Origin of the sequence: Nitrosovibrio tenuis, assembly GCF_900109785.1 — a bacterium.
GTDB classification, from domain to species: domain Bacteria; phylum Pseudomonadota; class Gammaproteobacteria; order Burkholderiales; family Nitrosomonadaceae; genus Nitrosospira; species Nitrosospira tenuis_A.
Genome location: NZ_FOBH01000002.1, coordinates 1 through 19,137 on the forward strand (window position 1 = coordinate 1; position 19,137 = coordinate 19,137).

Genomic DNA, 19,137 nt, shown 5'->3' on the forward strand with positions numbered 1-19,137 from the left:
GGACAGACGAAGGCTGGTTGTATCTGGCCATCGTGCTCGACCTGTTCAACCGTGAAGTGGTCGGCTGGTCACTTAAAGCACGCATGACAGCAGACATCGTAACCGATGCGCTGACCATGGCGTGGTTTCGCAGGAAACCGGCGGCGGGGCTGATCCACCACTCGGATCGGGGCAGTCAGTATGCCAGTCTTGCCTTCCAGGACAAGCTGAGGGAATACGGTATGGTTTGCTCGATGAGCCGCAAGGGGAATTGTTGGGATAACGCCCCGACTGAAAGCTGGTTCAATAGTCTCAAGAACGAGCGCGTGCATGGACTACGCTATAAAACACGAGCGGAGATGACAGCGGCAAGCTTCGAGTACATCGAGGTATTCTACAATCGGAGACGGCGACATTCGACCCTGGGCTACAAGTCACCGATGCAGTTCCTTGATGACTGGCTGGCTGCTCAGCGGAAGAAACAACTGTCAGCGTAAATCACACCTGTTGGAAGACGAAAAACCAAGGGAACCTCATTCGTTGCTAAGAAACACGATCACTGGATCGCCTTCCTTAAGCAAATTATCAGTCTGTTGATATAAGCACTTTAATTTGTCTTTCGCAATAAGATAAGTTTTCTGGGGATCGTCCGCGCCATATCCAATAATTGGCAAAAAAATCAGACAAAATAATAATGCATAGTTAATACGAAACATTTAAATGCCCTTAACAATAAATACATAAACATCAGCTGGTAAACCGATTCTTAAGCTACAGTTCGAGGAATTAATTTTAGCTGAACTTTGCTGAGACACTTGTTTAAGTAATACCGAAACATGATTATGTTTACACTAGAAAAAAAGAGCCTATTTTTACAGCAATCAAATCACAACCCGCTCAACCTCATCAAGCGACACCTGATCATTTCTCCGATCATAGAGTCCAGTCGTGCGCACACTTTCATGAGCTGCCATTTGCTGTGCTATTTCAAGTTTTCCACCATTGCGCAAATATTCTGTAATGCCGGTAGCCCGGAAGGAGTGATTGCCAATCTTGGTAAAAATGGCCGCTTCAGCCGACCGACGGCGAATCATGCGAAGGCGTCAGCTTGGCTCATCGGGCGATCTGAAAGCTGGCCGGAGCGACGTGGCGCAGTACGAAACAGAATGCTCTGGCTTCCGTCAACTTGGCACCGTTGATATAAGCATGCAAGTATTCATCAAGATTATGGTGACAGGGCATTTCATGCCGCTTTTCGCCTTTCTCGTATAACCGTATCCAGGTGCGACGGCCCTGCACATAAACATCTTCCACTTTTATCTGAAGTGCAGCCCCAACTCTTGCAAAAGTGTAGACCATCAAACCAATTAAGGCGCGGTCGCGTAGTCCGACAAGAGTGCTAGTATCAATAGAATCGAGCAGAGCACGTGCTTCGTCTGCGGCTAGAACAGGCGTTTTTCCTTTTCTGACTGAATGCTTGGGACCGCGCACCGAACTCGCTGGATTGGTAGCGAGAACTTGGCCTACCACGAGCCAATCGAACAGCATACGGATTGCGGCCAAGTGTTGTTTAACGGAAGGGGCGGACAATCGCTGCCACAGAATTTCGATATAAGCTGCTACATGCACCGGCTCGATATCGCTGAGTTCAGTTAACCCGTTAGCTTCGCACCAGGTCGCAAATTCTCCTACAGCCCAGGCTTACGCCTTACGCGTGTTGGGATTGCGGATATTGGCAGTAAAGAACTCGACGAAGCGTTTGCTGGCATCTGCAGTCGGCGAGAACAACGCCGGCAACGATACCGAGCTTTGAAGCGAAGAGTTCACGATCTGGGACATTAACGATCCTCCCGGACATGCCAAAGCCGAAGGATATAAATCAGGTTTTCAGTAACTTCATAACGCAGTTCGTAATCACCCACAATGACACGGCGTACACCGCGCGGGGCAAACTCTTCAAGTAACACCCCAAGCTGAGGATAGGTCAAAAGCTGCTCTGCGCCTACCACTAATTGCTTGATCACTTTCGCTGCTGCGGCTCGGTTTACTGTTGCAAGAAAAGCATGAATGCGAACAAGGTCGCGCTCAGCACTAGCTGTCCATTTCAGGGCCACGGATCAGGCCGACTTGTCGAGGCTTGTAGCCCAAGCATCAATTGAAGTGTGATCAACGATGCGACCAGCATCGACATCGGCCAAACCTTCCAATGTGAGCTGATGGCGTTTTGCTTCGAGTGCGACCCATGACGTCAAGGCCTGTTTGACGATCCACCCCTTGGGACGATCCAGACGAACAGCAAGTTGATCGATTTGTTCAGCAAGCTCATTGGGAATGTGAGCAGTGACGACGCGTGTATTCATACTAAACCTCTGTAGTCAACATAAATCATCTTTAATCAATAGTAATCAGAAATACTCGTGTTGTCTAGTCTCTGATTGGGTAAACCTAATTTAGATTCTACTAATTTATTATGAATGATAACGTCCTTTATCATTCCCAAAAGGAAGGCCTGCACGAAATCGCCCAGACTCAGACTGCAGCCGAAGCGATCTTCTCACTGCAAATGGTGCGGCCGCGCGGCGGGATGCAGACGTCCACCATGCGGTCGGGCATTAGCTCCACTCCCCAATCCTCGTTGCACGAGGGGCGTTCCCTTTACCAGCACGCGCGCTGCGGAAGACCGTTTAGGAATTCCCCGGCAGGAATAAGTCCTGATTCCTGGTCACCGGTGCGCCGACACCAGGTACTCAGCCCTGCGTTACTGTATTATTTTCCAGCAATTCCGGATGGGGTTGTATACTTGAAAAAAGTGGCGTGATCGGGGCGGTAATCAGGGCAGGCGATAATGAGGACAGGCGGTCTCGTCATAGTGGACGGATCGTTATCTATGTTGGCTTTCTTCTTCTTATCCCATAGCGCAAGAAGGATTCCGCTCCGCTGATAACAATCAGGAACAATAATGCTGATCGGATTACCAAAAGAAACCAAGGATCATGAAACCCGGGTCGGGATGACCCCCAGTACTGTCAAAACCCTGACCCGGCATGGGCATCAGGTACTCGTACAGAGCGGCGCCGGAGAAGGCAGTTTTTTGGCGGATGCTGAATATCAGTCCGCCGGGGCCACGATCGTACCTCACGCTGAAGATGCCTGGGCGGCGCAAATGGTAGTGAAAGTCAAAGAGCCGACACCCGCTGAATATCATTATCTGCATCAGGACATGATCCTGTTCACTTATCTTCATCTGGCTTCGGACAAGGCGCTTACCCATGCCCTGCTGGAAAGCGGCGCTACAGCCATAGCGTACGAAACAGTCCAGACGGAAGGAGGTAAATTACCGCTTTTGACGCCCATGAGCGAAGTAGCGGGACGCATGGCCGTACTGGTTGGGGCGACCTACCTGCAAAGAACGCATGGCGGCCGTGGAGTCCTGATGGGTGGTGTTCCTGGCGTCGAACCGGCGAACGTCGTAATCCTGGGCGGTGGTATCGTTGGCACGAACGCGGCTCGCATCGCGGTTGGGTTCGGCGCGCAGGTCACTGTTCTCGATGTGAACCATGATCGCCTGAAATATCTGGATGATATTTATCGCGGTCAACTGCAGACGCGCTTCAGTGATGAATATAATATTGAAGAGGCGATTTACCATGCGGACCTGATCATCGGCGCCGTACTCATTCCCGGCGGACGGGCGCCATGGCTGGTTACCTCTGCAATGCTGCCTAATATGCGGAAGGGTTCCGTAATCGTTGATGTGGCGGTTGATCAGGGGGGCTGTATAGAAACAACCCGGCCTACGACCCACAGCAATCCAACCTATGAGGTTGAGGGCGTGGTGCATTATTGTGTCGCGAACATGCCCAGCGCGGTGCCGCGCACGAGCACTTTTGCACTCAACATCCAGACGGCCATATATACGCTGCGCCTGGCCGATGAAGGGCTGGAGGCCATACGAAATAATCCAGCATTACAATATGGGCTAAACATACACAGAGGGGCAGTGACTTACCCGGCTATCGCCAAGGAGTTTGATATGAAATATACTGATCCTTTGCAGGCCCTTAAGCATGTTCAATAAATATTTATACATCCGGAGGCAAGTAAAATGAACTTTAAACATCCTCTAGTTTTCGGTGGGTTGCTTGCCTCATTTCTCACCATCAGTCAGACCGCTTCAGCCAATGTAAACATCGTTTTCGATTATCGGTATGACAGCTCCGGTTTTTTTACCGGCGCGAACAGCTCACGGCAAAATTTGCTGAATGATGCCGCCTCAGTATTTGAAAACCGTTTTCAGGACAACCTGACCGCGATCACTTCCGCCGGATCAAACCACTTTAATGCAAGTTTTTTCGAACCGGATAATGGGAACAACATCACTATTCCCAACTTCAGCGTTGCCGCAGATCAGATCGTTGTTTTTGTTGGAGCACATAATCTCGGCAACACCCTTGCAGAGGGCGGCTCGGGCGGGTTCTCCAGCGGCGGCTCCGGCAGTTTCCTCGACAATGCTGCCAGCAGGGGACAGGCGGGAGCACTGTTGCCGGTTCAGACGGATTTTGGTCCATGGGGCGGCGCAATATCTTTTAACAGTACTTCAAACTGGTATTTCGACCCCGATACCAGGACCGATGAATCCTTTGCCAACCAATATGATTTTTATTCCGTAGCAACACATGAGCTCGGTCATGTGCTCGGTTTTGGTACTTCTCAATCTTTTACCAACCTGAATTCCGGCGGCCTGTTTACAGGTACTGCCGTTCACGACCTGCTTGGGTACAATCCGCCTTTATCCTCCGACGGGGGCCATTGGCAACAGGGCCTGACCTATCTGGGGCAGGAAGTCGCGATGGACCCGTCGATCTTGGCTGGGCAGCGCAAGCATTTTACTGAGCTTGATTATGCCGCCATGAAAGATATCGGCTGGCAAGTCGCTCCCATACCCGAGGCTGAAGTATGGGCCATGATGATAGCCGGGTTGGGCTTGCTTGGCTGGCGCCTGCGCTCGCAACGCAGGGATAGTAGCTGTGAACTGTGAATAGATTCTTGACGCTGGGTTGATAATTTTATTGCCAGACGTGCATTTCACGGGGAGCTTGCTCACGGGGTCGACGAATATCCTGCATAGGCGAAAACTCGCCCTTTTCATTGATTTATTGATTTTCCTGGATTATTGTTAATCCGCGGAAATTCTCTTTCATATCGGCAAGCGCCGAAATCAGAAGCAATTACATTCACGCATCCGGGGTTCTTACACCGCGCTGCACATTCCGCAGTAGGCTGTCAGTGCGTCGTTGATCCCTTGCCTACTTGGCAAGTTACCGGCAGCAACTTACCGGCAAAAACACATGCCCCATAGTGTTACCCTGATCACTACCATTGCCGTCAGTTTCGGTCTCGCGCTGCTTATGGGGCTGATCGCCCACCGGCTGAAGCTACCGGTATTGGTTGGGTATCTGACCGCAGGCGTCATTCTCGGCTCCAATACGCCTGGCTTCGTGGCCGATATCGAACTGTCGGGGCAATTGGCGGAAATTGGCGTTATCCTGCTGATGTTCGGGGTGGGCCTGCACTTTTCCTTGAACGATCTGTTGGCCGTCCGGCGTATCGCCGTGCCTGGCGCAATCGTGCAGATTGCGGCGGCAACCGCATTCGGCGCCATAGTCGCTCATGCCTGGGGTTGGAACATGGGCGTCGCGATTGTCTTTGGCGTGGCGCTTTCCACAGCCAGCACAGTCGTATTGTTGCGGGCACTGGAGCAGCGGGGTTTGCTCAAGTCGGTCAACGGGTCGATTGCACTTGGCTGGCTGGTGGTCGAGGATCTTGCGATGGTCCTGGTTCTCGTTCTATTGCCACCGCTCTCGGGGTGGTTGGGTGGAAATGCCGACACTGCCGCAGAGATATCCGGTTCAGGTCTGTTCATGACGCTTTTGGTCACATTCGGCAAGGTGGCAATCTTTATTGCGCTCATGCTTATTGTCGGGAAGCGGGTTTTCCCCTGGTTGCTTTGGCATGTCGCCAGCACTAACTCGACCGAGCTTTTTATTCTAAGCGTCATTGCAGTGGCGATCGGAATCGCGTACGGCTCCGCTATGCTCTTCGGGGTCTCCTTCGCGCTCGGTGCTTTTTTCGCCGGCATGGTAATGAGAGAGTCCGACTTGAGCCATCGGGCCGCTCAGGAATCCTTGCCGCTTCGTGATGCTTTTTCTGTTTTGTTCTTCGTGTCGGTAGGGATGCTGTTCGATCCGAAGGTGCTTGTAGAACAACCCTTCCGTGTTGTTGCGACGCTTGCCATCATCATCATCGGAAAATCGCTGGCTGCCTTTTTTCTGGTGCTTCTTTTCCGTTACCCCTTGAATACGGCACTCACGGTCTCGGCCAGTCTTGCACAGATCGGTGAATTCTCATTTATACTGGCAGCGCTTGGCGTATCGCTCGGGCTTCTGCCGGTTGAGGCTCAAAGCCTTATCGTGGCAGGGGCTTTCATCTCGATTACGTTAAATCCGCTGGTGTTCCGTGTGATTGAACCGGCTCAAGCCTGGATACGCTCCCGTTCCAGCCTGGCCCGCATCCTGGAGCGTTCCGACGATCCGCTGGCGGAATTGCCAACAACGGTTGCGTCGAGCTATGTTACCAACCATGTGGTGCTTGTGGGATATGGCCGTGTTGGGCGGCGCATTGGTGAAGCTCTGGCCGAACAGGGACTGCCGCTGGTTGTCGCGGAGCAAAACCGGGATATGGTCGAGGCATTGCGCAAGCGTGGAACTCATGCCGTGGCGGGCGACGCTGCCGAACCGGCTGTGCTGATACAGGCCCATGTCGCTCGAGCCGCTATGCTGGTGATTGCGGTTCCCGACACGCTACGTGCCCGCCGGATGATAGAAATTGCGCGCATGCTCAACCCCCCGATCGAGATTATGGTGCGCACGCATAACGAAGAAGAGGCGGCTCTGCTACGCAAGGAAAGCGATGCGACAGTATTTTTGGGTGAGCACGAGCTCGCCCTCAGCATGACACGCCTGGTGATGGAAAAAATACGCCCCGCCCCCAGCGAAAAAAGACGCGAGGCCGGTTGAGATTAAAATAGTGTGAAATGACCGCCAGTTCGAGCCTGCTATAAGGCTCCCTCGAACTGAACATGGTCTGGTGAGCGATTGAAGGGCATAGGAGATACCAGCATGAGTGACAGGATCACCATTTACCAGAAACCCACTTGCAGTAAATGCAGGGCAACGCTCACTCTGCTCAAGGAGAGCGGGGAAGAGTTCGATGCCGTCAATTATTATGAAACGCCCCTGAATGCCGGACAACTACGTGAACTGATCGACAAGCTTGGGATCCCCGCACGGGCCATATTGCGGAGCGATGAACCCCTGTTCCGCAGCCTCAAGCTCGCCGAGCGGCAGCTTTCGGATGATGAATTGATCAGGATCATGGTGGAAAATCCGGACCTGATTCAACGTCCAATTGTCGTGCGCGGTGAACAGGCTGTATTATGCCGTCCTCCGGAGAATGTCACGAAATTGTTGTAAAGGGCAATGATGAGATAGTGGTATAAAGCAGATTTGCACAGTTCAGTTTTTCGCAAGTTATATGCGGTCGATGGTAGTTGCGCCTGGAAATGCATGGTCGGGCGTACAGACCTGTCCAGATCTTCCAAGAGACGAGATGATAATGAATAGCAGATCAATCGGTATAACCAGTATAGCCGGCTTCACGGGAGCCGTGGAACTGTTTGCCTCGCTTGTTCTAGCGGTTCTCCTGGGATTACCAGCCAGCGCAGCGCAAGCCGAATGCGCTGGATGTCTGTGTCCGGGCAACCCGTGTAACTTATGTCCTTTACCGCCGGTAAAAAACAATACCCCGGTTTCGGGCGAATCAGACACATGCCTAAAAATTCGGGAAAAAGTGGCCCCGGTTTCAAAAAATACCGAGCCGAATGAGCATTATGCAAGCCTGCACAATTCGATCAGGGAGTGCGTCAGAAACGGTGGCGATGTCCTTATGAATTCGCGCCGGAGCCAGGAATTTCCCTCCAAGCATTATTGCAAGCCCTACGTTTCGTCCGCCAAGACAAATCCAAAACAAGCTACTGACCCGTCAGGACAAAATCAGGAAAGAAAATGATTGTTCGCGCGGAGGCAAGGCACGAGAGTGGGGGGGATGCCACCTCTTCGTCATGGCTGCGGCGCAATCCCAGCTCATTCCTGAAATTGATTCTGCTCGGTTTCGCTTTGGTCGGCTTGCCTCTCATCATCGCGCTCATCAACAGCGCTTTATCGATAGATCGCCTGGCGGACCATAGTCGTAAGGCCGTGTATCAGGCAGCTCAAATTGCGCATAGCAGCCGCGCCCTGGCTGATGAAATTGCCGCCATGGAGCGTGCCATACGGCAAACACATATTCTGGGCGACACCTCTCTACTCGAGGGTTATTTTAGGGCGCACCATAAATTCGAGACCACTGCAGCGGCCCTTTTTGAACTTTCACTTCATGCGGAACAGAAAGAGCTGTTGACCCAACTTCAAGCCCTGGAAGCTTCCATTTTCCAAAAATTATCCATCATAAAGCAATCTCCTGAAGCATTGCGCGATCTGATCGGCAACTTTGCAACACTGCGGGATTCAGCACGGACCTTTTCTTCGCTCGGTTATACATTGATAGAGCGTGAGGTCGGTGAATTGCAGGATATGGCGGGCTATGCCCGTTTTACCGTCGGCTGGCAGCTTCTCGCCCTGATCCCGTTTGCCATCCTGTTGGCATTCATGTTCTCCCTGCGTATTGCGCGCCCCATAAAACAAATTGATGAGGCTATTCGCAACATGGGGCAGGGTAAACTGTCCAAATCCATACGCGTGGATGGGCCTCAGGATTTGGTATATTTCGGTGAACGCCTCGATTGGATGCGCCGGCGCCTGCTGAAACTTGAAGAGCAGAAAACGCGGTTCTTACAGCATGTTTCTCATGAGCTCAAGACGCCGCTCACCGCAATGCGTGAGGGTGCGGATTTGCTTGCGGAGGGAGTGACAGGTGAATTAAACGAAGGACAACAGCGGATCGCAAGCATCCTCCATAGTAACAGTGTGCAACTGCAGAGGCGTATCGAAGATTTGCTGAGCTATAGCGCGCTTCAGACTGAGAAAGCCGCACTGGTAAAACATAAGGCAAATGTGAGAACCATAGTGGAGGCCGTGTTACAAGATCAGAACCTGATCATCATGAGCAAAAGTTTGCAAATCGAGCTATCCTGCCCGGAACTGATGATTGATTGCGATGAACAAAAAATAAAAACTATTGTGGATAATCTGTTATCGAACGCTGTGAAATTTTCTCCGCCGCGCGGCTGCATCAGCATGTGGGCGAAGAGGGTAGAGGAAATGATTGAACTACATGTTGTGGATACCGGGGCGGGTATTGATGAGGGAGACCGTGAGAAAGTGTTCGAGCCTTTTTACCAGGGCCGGCGGATGCTCGACAGCCCGATCCGCGGAACGGGCTTGGGCCTGTCCATTGCACGCGAGTACGCCTTGGCGCATGGCGGCAATATCGAGCTGGTGCCGCAGGTTGGCAGCGGGGCTCATTTCCGCCTCGTCCTGCCGATTCACGACCCGGAAGGATCATTATGATCCGACTGCGCCAGGCACTGCAAATCCTGCCAATAGTAATTCTTTTGACGGGCTGCTCAACCGTTCCTACCCTTTCAACCCTTCCTGAAAATCAGCCGTCACCATGCCCACCCTCTGAAGTGGTCGTGAGCGGGCAAATGGATGACATGATGCAATATTATGACTCCTTGCGAAAACAATCCTCACCTGAACTCATCAAGGTTTATGACAGGGTAAAACAGAATTTCGGGCAGAATAAAAGCGACGCAAACCGGATCAGGCTGGTATTACTGCTCATCCTGCCAAACACGTCTTTTCGTGATGTCCCGTCAGCACTTCATCTACTCAACGAATGGCCGCGGGACCCGAAGCCGGCAAACAATAATCATAATAATAATTTGCAGAGTTTCAGGAATTTGCTGGCAGCGCTTTTGGCTGAGCAACAACGGCTAAGCAATAGCATGGACGAGTCGTCTCATAAGTTGAAAGAGGAGCAAAAACGCGCGGACACGCTGCAACATCAGATTGACGCCATAAAAAGCATGGAAAAAAATCTCATTCTCATAGAACCATAAATCATCCTTCGATACAAAACCATGCCCGACTCCAATCCTAAAATTCTCATCGTCGATGATGACGCCGATCTGCTCGAATTACTCTCAATCCGACTGACAGCAGCCGGCTACAAGGTCGAGGCCGTGCAAAGCGCCGAGGCGGCGCTGAACTACCTGGACGTAGCGCGCCCGCAACTGGTCATCAGCGACATGCAGATGAGCGGCATGGATGGGATGGCATTATTCGAACATATCCACCGTAATTTACCTACCTTGCCGGTGATCATTCTTACGGCTCACGGCACCATCCCGGATGCAGTGGCAGCGGTTCAGCGAGGCGTATTCGGCTATTTGGCAAAGCCGTTCGACAGCAAGACTCTGCTGGCCAACATTAGCCAGGCTTTAAGGTTCGTCCCGGGTGGCGTACCTCAGAACGAAGTGTCGCAGGCTTCCTGGCGCAGGGACATTATTACGCAAAGTGCAATTATGGAGGACCTTCTTACCAGAGCAGGGCTTGTTGCGGAAGGCGATGCGAGCGTACTGATCTATGGCGAGAGCGGGGTGGGAAAGGAATTATTCGCCCACGCCATACATGAGGCATCCAAACGCCGCCATAATCCCTTCGTGGCGATAAATTGTGCGGCAATTCCGGAACAATTGCTGGAATCCGAGCTGTTCGGACACGTCAGGGGCGCATTTACCGGCGCTGTGCGGGACCATAAGGGATTGTTTCAACTGGCCGAAGGTGGAACGCTGTTTCTTGATGAGATCGGCGATATGCCGGTTCTGCTCCAGGTCAAGCTATTGCGTGTTTTACAGGAGAGGAAAGTACGCCCTGTCGGTTCCGCGCAAGCAATCCCCGTTGATGTGCGTATTATTTCCGCGACCCACCGCGATCTCAAGGCGGAAATTGCCGCGGGCGGCTTCCGTGAGGATCTTTACTACAGGCTGGACGTCGTCGCATTGACGATTCCAGTCTTATCGCAGAGGCGCGAGGACATTCCCTTGCTGACAAATTATTTCCTCAGCATGTTTTCGGAAAAATACCAGAAAAACATCAACGGATTTTCGCCGGAAGCGATGGAAATGCTATTAAGCGCCTCTTGGCCGGGTAATGTAAGGCAACTGATGAACGTCGTGGAACGTTGCATAGTTTTGAGTACAGCTCCGCTGATCTCACCTGTGCTGGTGTATGACGCCATGCACCGGGAAGAGGAGCAGCTCGTCTCCTTCGAAGAAGCGCGCAAGAGCTTTGAAAGGGATTATCTGGTACGCGTGCTGAAAATTTCGGGAGGGAATGTGGCGCAGGCTGCGCGCTTGGCCAAACGCAATCGTACCGAATTTTATAAGCTGCTACAGAGATATCAGCTCGACCCTTCCGTTTTTAAACAATCGCAGGGCTGACTTCTACGCTGTAGCCTCAAGACACGCCATCTATGGGATTTCGCTCGTCTTCAACGAATTTCGCGCCTTTTCTCATGATAAAACCCAGCTCCGACCACCAGTGGACCATATCAGCATAGTCTTGTATGCCTCGTGAAAAAGGCTGGATCTCTCCCGTGGCCGTCACAACATCGACCGGGCGCTGAGCCGGCCACCACAGTTCGCCGCAGGCGTAAAAATCAGCCTGCCATGGCACTGCCATATACTCGGTCAGAAAACCAGGCGGAAGAGTCTGCTTGATGCGGAATGACGCTTCATACGTGGCGGCTTGGGCAATCACATAGGTCACTTCGATGCCGGGAAAAAATGGCGCGCCGATGCACCCTTCCAGCGCCGCCCGCGTCAGTGAATCAGGCCTTTGTCCCAAGGGTAGCTTTTCGAACGGAACAGGTACCGGCTCGCTCGTCCAGTCTGCATGGAATTCACCGCGTGACCATTTTCCCATCATTGCATACTGATACTCCGTCAGCGCGGTGTATTCGCCTCGCTCGGGGTTGTCGGGGTCCAGTCCACTGTTTACTTTTGGCATGGCTGGTGGGAGATCAGGCGGGGGCGTATTAGGGTCTACGCGGGTATTCGGTTTCATCAACCACTTGAACACACCTTCGCGCGACGGTCTGGCTTCCTCGGATTTGTCCGCCAGTTTGCTCAAGCGCGCCTCGCTCAGGAAATTACCCGCACTACCGTGGTAGCGGTTTTTCTGCTCAACCACCCAATGGATCAGTACTGCCCGCTTCAGTATCGGGTAGATATCTTGCGTGAACGAGGGCACTTTCTTTATCAGGCGCGGAGAGAAATTCCTGACAGCGACGTTCAAAGCCTGGTCATACCATGTGGTGACATTTTCGATCCCGGGCGCATAGGATGGCGGAGCAACGACGACCCATGCACCGCCTTCCGCACTGACCGCCGCTTCGCCCTCGATTTCTATCACAGCGCTGACGGGACCATCGGAGACGCCATCATACCAGCCATCGTTATTGGCAAAACTGTCGAGGCCCCGGCCAATCGGGGAACCCGATTTACCGGGGCCTCCAACGACGATCAGGTGCCCTTGTGCATCAGTCAGCATTCGTCCAAGTGCGACCTTCGCACTCCCTTCAATATTGCCGTTCTTGATGAAGTTGATTTCTCCACTCAGAGGAACAGCTGTTTTGTTCTTTCCGGATATCGATTGCAATGAGGCATCGATGACCAGTCCAGCGCGGTCATACTCGGCATTTCGTGGCGGAGCAGAAAGGCCGCCCGGCGGGAACTGTCCGCCTGCTGATTTTCTATTGGCGAGGTGCGCACTCCATGTAATGTTCGTTTTCTCGTCCGGAAGCACTTCATTATCGAGCGTTTCTTTGCCAAAGTCATCGCGGTTAAATTTATAAATCCGGAATCGCACACCTTGCGGCTTAATCTTTCCCTTTATTTGTCCGTTTGACGAGGTGTCACGATATGGCCCTTTAGGAACAAGTCCAGGAGACTCGGGCCCCAGGAAATAAGCCGTCTCGCTGTTACCTATCCGCGCGATTCCTATCGCCGGGTAAATCCGGTAGATCGTTTTCATCGGTATTCCTCTTTTCCCGGTTGCTTGGTTCACTTAAATATAGCAAAAACACAGCAAAAAACTCATGCATATTTAGTCGCGTCGCTCAATTTAGCTTGCTCCCGCAATCAGGGAAAAGAAGTGTCGCGGTCCTCCATCTCGGCTGGAGCTTATCGGCACCACGCTTGCAGCTATGTTGGAAATCGCACGGAACAAACATTGTTTTTTTATATATTTGTGGTCTTCAGATTCCTGGTGGTGATAGAGGATTACAAAATCATGGCTGATTCCCCGCTTCTTAAAACGACGGCCGTCCGCATCCCGGCGCACGGCGTGTTTCTGAATGCAGACCTGGCAATACCGGCAGAGGCGAAGGCTATAGTCGCGTTTGCTCATGGCAGCGGCAGCGGCCGTCATAGCCCCCGGAACCGTTACGTCGCGGAAACGCTGAACGAATACAAGTTTGCGACCCTGCTTGCCGATCTCCTTACGGAAGAAGAAGAGATCGTTGATATGCGGACGCGCCACCTGCGATTCGATATACCCATGCTGGCGGACAGGCTGATCGATATTGCGGCATGGTTGCAACGTGAACCGCAAACAAAACATTTAAAAATAGGCTGGTTCGGGGCGAGTACAGGAGCGGGCGCCGCATTGATTGCTGCCGCGCGCCACCCGGAAAACCTCATAGCTGTGGTTTCGCGAGGCGGAAGGCCGGATCTGGCAGGGGACTATCTGCCAAAGGTTAGCGTACCCGTGCTTCTCATCGTCGGAGAGAACGACCCTCAGGTTATCGATCTCAATGAAGAGGCTCTCTCGCGCCTCAATGCCCAGTCAAAGCTGGAAATTGTGCCGGGCGCCACACATCTATTCGAAGAGCCCGGTACGCTGGAAGCAGCGGCCCTCCTGGCGGCCAAATGGTTTCAGAAACATTCGAGTACGTGATCAAGTGGTCCAACAAACCGTCCCAATAAGCCCTCCCGATAAGTCTTGCCAAGAAGTCGCTCAAACAGGTCGCCCCAATAAAACCGCCTATTCATGAGCGAATTTTCTCAGCGTCAGCGCCACAACTCAGTGAAAATCTTTCCAGCATGAAGCAGAGCCCAGGAGATTATTGATATGCCCAGCCTTTATTCAGATCATAAAATCATTGATGTGTTGGAAGGATATGCACAGCCACTGCGGGGAATTGTCAACGATTACGATTCTTTAATACAGGCGAGCCGCGGGAAGAAATTCGTTCTGCTTGGCGAAGCCAGCCATGGGACGGCGGAATTCTACCGGATTCGCGCGGAGATCACCCGCCGCCTTATTGAAGAAGAAGGTTTCGACGCTGTAGCCGTTGAGGCCGACTGGCCAGACGCGTACAGAGTAAATCGGTTCGTCTCATGCGTTTCCGACGACGCGGATGCTGACGAAGCGCTATCGAGTTTTGAACGGTTTCCGACATGGATGTGGCGTAATGCAGAGGTCCTGGCCTTTATTAACTGGCTGGTTGACTATAACGCAAGAACCAGGAGGCATGAGGATGTCGGGGGCCTCGGAACTGCCAGCGAATCCGCCGGGTTCTACGGTCTGGACCTATACAGTATGACGTCATCGATCGAGGCGGTGCTTGCGTATCTCGACAAGATCGATCCGGCAGAAGCTGCGGCTGCGCGCAGGCGCTATGCCTGCTTCGGACAGTTTATCAACGATCCGCAGGCGTATGGCTACGCTATTGCCTCGGGCAGATGGGATTCTTGCGAACAGGAAGTCATCACCCAGCTCATACAGCTGCAGAGGAAAGCGCGCCTGTATATCGAAAGGGATGGTGCGTTTGCCGGAAATGAATATTTTTCGGCACAACAGAATGCCGAGCTGGTAAAGAATGCGGAAGAATATTACCGTGCCATATTCAGAGGACGGCCTAACACATGGAATCTGCGTGATCGGCATATGTTCGAGACGTTGGAAAAATTGGCTGATCATCTGGAAATATCGCGGGGGCGGGAGGCTCGAATAGCCGTTTGGGCCCACAATTCTCATCTGGGCAATGCGGCGGCTACCGAGATGGGGCAGCGTGGCGAACTCAATATCGGGCAATTGGTCCACGAGCACTACGCGGATAAAGCGCTTCACATCGGGTTTTCAACCAGTCGCGGCAGGGTGACGGCAGCGTCGGATTGGGACGGTCCGGCAGAAACTAAGATTGTCCGCGAGCCCTTGTCCGGTAGTTATGAGGAACTTTTTTCCGGGCTGGAAAAGAAACGTTTCTTTCTCGACCTACGGGGAAGAGGGGAAGCCGCCGATCTGCTGAGCGACAGAAGGCTCCAGCGGGCCATCGGCGTCATTTACCGTCCTGAAACCGAACGCATGAGTCATTACTTCTATGCATCTCTTCCACGCCAGTTCGATTTCATGATCCACATTGACGAAACAGAAGCCGTAAGGCCCCTCCCCTCGTTCATGCATAAGAGGCCGGGCGAAATGGACGAAACTTACCCGTCCGGTTTGTAGGCATCCTGCATCGCGGCGGGACATGTCGCCGGGCGGTTTTGCGTTCCGCGCAAACCTGTCCAGCTAAGCCTGTCTTAAGTCTGTTCCGCCTAAGCCGGTTCTAATCAATATCATAATAAGTAGGCTATCCCGCGCGCCTTGCCCGCTTGATCTTGCCTGCCTGCTTTTGTGAAGCGACTTTCTTACTCTCGCTCCAAACTTGATGTTTTGACGACTTCCAATTCTTGCTTTTTGAAAAGGGTGATCTATGTTGATTAAGGGTGGTCTCGTCCATTCATGCGGGAAATCTTGAATATCAACTTCACATTAGGTGTATATCAGGGAGATATCGATGAAAAATACGAAGAGGAATCGTCAAGACACCGAAATTGAACAGCCGTCAGTCAAAAATTTTCGAAAAGATTTTCGAGGCTTTCGAGGCTTTCGAGGCTTTCGAGGCTTTCGAGGCTTTCGAGGTTTCCGGGCGCTGCCCATCGTCGCGGCAATGGCGGCATCGGGCATCATCCAGCCCGTTTTTGCTGTCGACCATACCTGGTTTGGCGGTACGGGCGATTGGGGAGTCAACACCAACTGGTCGCCCGCCAGCGTGCCCGGCGCCACCGACAAGGCAATCATCAGCGGTGGTAACTCAACCTTGTCCTTCAATACGGCGATAGCTGCTCTTGATTTGTCCGGTGGTACCCTTGGCGGTCTTGGCAATCTCATACTCAGCGGTCCGAGTACCTGGACTGGGGGTGCAATTTCCGGCGCGGCGACGACCACGTTCAACAGCACGCTGGCGATGAGCGGCGATGCCGGCAGGACCATCTCGGGGGGGCGCATCGTGAATGCTGGCGACACCACCTGGAGCGGGAATACTGTTGCCAATGCGAACGATATCTTCTTCAGCAATGGCACCTTCAACAATACCGGCACCTTCACCGATACCAATGCCTTTGCCGACCAGATGACCGGCAGCGGCACCTTCAACAACAGCGGCACCTATAACAAGCTGAACAATACTGTTACCACCATCGGCGGCGGAGTTGGGTTCAACAATACCGGCACAGTCAATGTCAATGCCGGGATCCTGCGCCTGGACGCGAACGGCACCCACACCGGTACTTTTGCCATGGCTGCCGGCTCGACTCTGGATTTCAACTTTGGCACTCACAACCTGAACGCGGTCACCACCAGCGGAGCGGGCACCTTGCAGATAAGCGGCGGCACGATCAATCTCAATGGCGGTACCCATACCACGCACTTTCTGCTTTCCGGGGGCACCCTGGCCGGCACGAGCACCCCCATTGGCGGCGCGGCTGACTGGACTGGGGGTGCAATTTCCGGCGCGGCGACGACCACGTTCAACAGCACGCTGGCGATGAGCGGCGATGCCGGCAGGACCATCTCGGGGGGGCGCATCGTGAATGCTGGCGACACCACCTGGAGCGGGAATACTGTTGCCAATGCGAACGATATCTTCTTCAGCAATGGCACCTTCAACAATACCGGCACCTTCACCGATACCAATGCCTTTGCCGACCAGATGACCGGCACTGGCACCTTCAACAACAGCGGCACCTATAACAAGCAGAACAATACTGTTACCACCATCGGCGGCGGAGTTGGGTTCAACAATACCGGCACAGTCAATGTCCAGACAGGGGTGCTCAATGTCGCGCATGCATTTACCAACGCTGGTACGGTGAATGTCGGCGCTATTGGAACATTTCAATCCTCTTGTGTCGGTGCGGGATGTTTCAACAATACAGGGACCATGCAAGGCAGCGGCACGATTCTTACACAGGCGAACGGCGAATTGATTAATAGCGGAGTAATCAACCCCGGGGGTAAGGACTCCATCGGTCATCTTACCATCGATGGCAGTCTGCATCAGATGGCAAGCGGCGTGGTTAACTTCGATTTGGCCAGCTTGAACAGTTTTGACCAACTGACGATTACCCATAATGTAACGCTGGGCGGTGAGCTCGATATCTGGAATCTCGGTTATACCCCAGTCGTAGGAGATACCTTCGTGGTGGCGACTTTCGACCAACGGTTGGCCGATTCAAAGTTCTTACCCGTCCAATCGCATGGGTTCGGCTCGGGTGTGGAGTTCAATGTGATTTACCATGCGCACGATGCTACGCTGCTGGTAACCGCGGTGCCCGAGCCCGAGCAATACCTGATGCTGCTCGCAGGTCTGGGCCTTCTGGGCGCCATGGCGCGTCGGCGGCGGGTTTGATATTCGAGGGCGGTCACATCTGTCAATGCCCATTCAGGGGATAGAGCCAGCGTTGCTGTCTGCCCAAACATTATCGCGGCGCTCGGTACGGATGGGTAAATATGGATGGGTAAAGGTGGCATACGCTACAGCTTTGCATAGGGTTTCAACATCGGGAGAGGAAAAATGCGGACGTTGGCTCATGCTTTACTGATCGGCACGGCTCTGCTCCACAGCGTGCTGGCTATTGCCCAGGAAAACCCCGAGCACATGGACTCTGCAAACCGAGCCGTCAATATTACCCTGAGTAATTCCGGCGGTGGTCTTGATGACGCCGCATTGCGATCCGTCCGCAAATTGGTAGGGAAGGCCATTATCGCCAATACCGTCGACACTTTCGTCGTCTACAGCCCGAGAGCAGGAGGTCCAATACCGATTGAAGGCGGGTTGTCCGCATGCGCCGAAGCAGGTTTTAACGCGCCGGCAAAAAAGTTTAATGCATTCGTCAGCCAATTGCGTTTGATTCACCCGCGCCCCGGAACCTTCCTCAACGTCGAGCTTACCGATCGATGCAAGCCGGCCTACTCCACTGGTCCGCTGAGCTGCGGCGGGATCGCCGGAATAACCTGTCCCGGGGCGCAACAGTATTGCGATTTTGGTACCGGACAGTGCAAGGTGGCGGATGCGCAGGGCACCTGTAAAACCAAGCCTACTATTTGCACACGGGAATTCCGCCCAGTTTGCGGTTGCGACGGTAAAACGTACGGGAACGCATGCACTGCGGCAGCAGCGGGCGTATCGATCGAGCACGAGGGAGAGTGCAGGAAGCCTGGTCACCAGGCATGTGGGGGTATCGCCGGGATTCAATGCCCTCAGGGAAAAACATGCGTGGATGACCCAGCCGACGATTGCGACCCGAAACGCGGGGGAGCGGATTGTCCAGGAATTTGCGAGGGCAAATAGAGGCCGGCCCGGCCCAGTAAGAACATATTCCGACCTTTTGCTTATGTCGGGCAGCGCACAGAGGCACGCTTGACGAGGTGTTAAAAATCGGCAAATTCAGCCGTTAGATCCGGCTATGCAGCCGGGTTGAGGTTACGCCCATCTGCATATCCTTAACGATCAATTTCACTGAAAAGGTCTATATTTTGGCAAGCACACCATCAAGCAAGCCCATAACCGGGATTAAAAAAAACATAAGCAGCCGTAACGGCGTCAGTGATTCTGTTGAGGATTCCGAGAAACCAGTGCCCGATCTGCCAATGTCAGCAGAAGCACACCGATCAGCCGAGCGAGAACGGCGAAGAGGTCACCAAGCGA

Annotated in this window: 18 protein-coding genes; 12 read left to right on the forward strand and 6 right to left on the reverse strand. The window is 53.1% G+C overall.

The features are described from left to right. Positions 1-476 (forward strand): IS3 family transposase (locus tag BMX00_RS02685; protein WP_143053031.1); only part of this gene is annotated, 476 nt, incomplete at its 5' end. A 384-nt stretch (positions 477-860) separates the two neighbouring features. Here BMX00_RS02685 and BMX00_RS14945 read toward each other — a convergent pair. The 5 genes from BMX00_RS14945 to BMX00_RS02705 form a co-directional block, all read right to left on the reverse strand. Beyond that, positions 861-1,073, reverse strand: coding sequence for a tyrosine-type recombinase/integrase (locus BMX00_RS14945; protein WP_218141471.1), 213 nt, complete (start codon positions 1,071-1,073; stop codon positions 861-863). A gap of 19 nt (positions 1,074-1,092) precedes the next feature. Continuing rightward, entirely contained in the window at positions 1,093-1,608 is a 516-nt protein-coding gene (locus tag BMX00_RS14950) for a tyrosine-type recombinase/integrase (RefSeq protein WP_218141472.1), read from the reverse strand. Between the two features lie 72 nt (positions 1,609-1,680). After that, positions 1,681-1,818 (reverse strand): hypothetical protein, encoded by a 138-nt coding sequence (locus tag BMX00_RS14690; protein WP_218141473.1) that lies wholly within the window; start codon positions 1,816-1,818, stop codon positions 1,681-1,683. Beyond that, positions 1,818-2,093, reverse strand: a complete 276-nt coding sequence (locus BMX00_RS02700) for a type II toxin-antitoxin system RelE/ParE family toxin (protein WP_090826900.1) — start codon at positions 2,091-2,093, stop codon at positions 1,818-1,820. The genes BMX00_RS14690 and BMX00_RS02700 overlap by 1 nt, the downstream gene beginning before the upstream one ends. 3 nt (positions 2,094-2,096) lie before the next feature. Next, positions 2,097-2,339 (reverse strand): CopG family ribbon-helix-helix protein, encoded by a 243-nt coding sequence (locus BMX00_RS02705; protein ID WP_090826902.1) that lies wholly within the window; start codon positions 2,337-2,339, stop codon positions 2,097-2,099. 599 nt (positions 2,340-2,938) lie between these two features. On the opposite strand from BMX00_RS02705, the gene ald reads away from it, so the two are divergent. The 7 genes from ald (at position 2,939) to BMX00_RS02750 (ending at position 11,542) form a co-directional block, all read left to right on the forward strand. Beyond that, positions 2,939-4,057: an alanine dehydrogenase gene (gene ald / locus BMX00_RS02715; RefSeq protein ID WP_090826906.1), complete on the forward strand. Its 1,119-nt coding sequence runs from the start codon at positions 2,939-2,941 to the stop codon at positions 4,055-4,057. Positions 4,058-4,084: 27 nt separating this feature from the next. Continuing rightward, positions 4,085-5,017 (forward strand): matrixin family metalloprotease, encoded by a 933-nt coding sequence (locus tag BMX00_RS02720; protein ID WP_090826908.1) that lies wholly within the window; start codon positions 4,085-4,087, stop codon positions 5,015-5,017. Between the two features lie 310 nt (positions 5,018-5,327). Next, on the forward strand, positions 5,328-7,055 hold the full coding sequence (locus BMX00_RS02725) for a cation:proton antiporter domain-containing protein (protein WP_090826910.1): 1,728 nt from the start codon (positions 5,328-5,330) through the stop codon (positions 7,053-7,055). A 102-nt stretch (positions 7,056-7,157) separates the two neighbouring features. Continuing rightward, positions 7,158-7,511 carry an arsenate reductase (glutaredoxin) gene (gene arsC, locus BMX00_RS02730; RefSeq protein WP_090826912.1) on the forward strand — a complete coding sequence of 118 codons (354 nt, stop codon included), beginning with the start codon at positions 7,158-7,160 and terminating at the stop codon, positions 7,509-7,511. A gap of 591 nt (positions 7,512-8,102) precedes the next feature. Then, positions 8,103-9,605, forward strand: a complete 1,503-nt coding sequence (locus BMX00_RS02740) for a sensor histidine kinase (RefSeq protein ID WP_090826915.1) — start codon at positions 8,103-8,105, stop codon at positions 9,603-9,605. Beyond that, positions 9,602-10,159 (forward strand): dihydrolipoamide acyltransferase, encoded by a 558-nt coding sequence (locus BMX00_RS02745; RefSeq protein ID WP_090826917.1) that lies wholly within the window; start codon positions 9,602-9,604, stop codon positions 10,157-10,159. The genes BMX00_RS02740 and BMX00_RS02745 overlap by 4 nt, the downstream gene beginning before the upstream one ends. A 21-nt stretch (positions 10,160-10,180) precedes the next feature. Beyond that, positions 10,181-11,542, forward strand: a complete 1,362-nt coding sequence (locus tag BMX00_RS02750) for a sigma 54-interacting transcriptional regulator (protein WP_090826919.1) — start codon at positions 10,181-10,183, stop codon at positions 11,540-11,542. A 16-nt stretch (positions 11,543-11,558) separates the two neighbouring features. Here BMX00_RS02750 and BMX00_RS02755 read toward each other — a convergent pair whose 3' ends face one another. Continuing rightward, positions 11,559-13,136, reverse strand: coding sequence for a LodA/GoxA family CTQ-dependent oxidase (locus BMX00_RS02755; RefSeq protein ID WP_090826921.1), 1,578 nt, complete (start codon positions 13,134-13,136; stop codon positions 11,559-11,561). 258 nt (positions 13,137-13,394) lie between these two features. Between BMX00_RS02755 and BMX00_RS02760 the strand changes: the two genes are divergently transcribed. From BMX00_RS02760 to BMX00_RS02775, 4 genes are all read left to right on the forward strand, one after another. Further along, complete coding sequence (locus BMX00_RS02760; protein WP_090827650.1) at positions 13,395-14,060, forward strand: dienelactone hydrolase family protein; 666 nt, start codon at positions 13,395-13,397, stop codon at positions 14,058-14,060. A gap of 174 nt (positions 14,061-14,234) precedes the next feature. After that, positions 14,235-15,614 carry an erythromycin esterase family protein gene (locus BMX00_RS02765; RefSeq protein WP_090826923.1) on the forward strand — a complete coding sequence of 460 codons (1,380 nt, stop codon included), beginning with the start codon at positions 14,235-14,237 and terminating at the stop codon, positions 15,612-15,614. A gap of 331 nt (positions 15,615-15,945) precedes the next feature. Further along, complete coding sequence (locus tag BMX00_RS02770; RefSeq protein WP_090826925.1) at positions 15,946-17,838, forward strand: beta strand repeat-containing protein; 1,893 nt, start codon at positions 15,946-15,948, stop codon at positions 17,836-17,838. 165 nt (positions 17,839-18,003) lie between these two features. Next, positions 18,004-18,780: a Kazal-type serine protease inhibitor family protein gene (locus BMX00_RS02775; protein ID WP_090826926.1), complete on the forward strand. Its 777-nt coding sequence runs from the start codon at positions 18,004-18,006 to the stop codon at positions 18,778-18,780. The last annotated feature ends 357 nt before the right edge of the window (positions 18,781-19,137 follow it).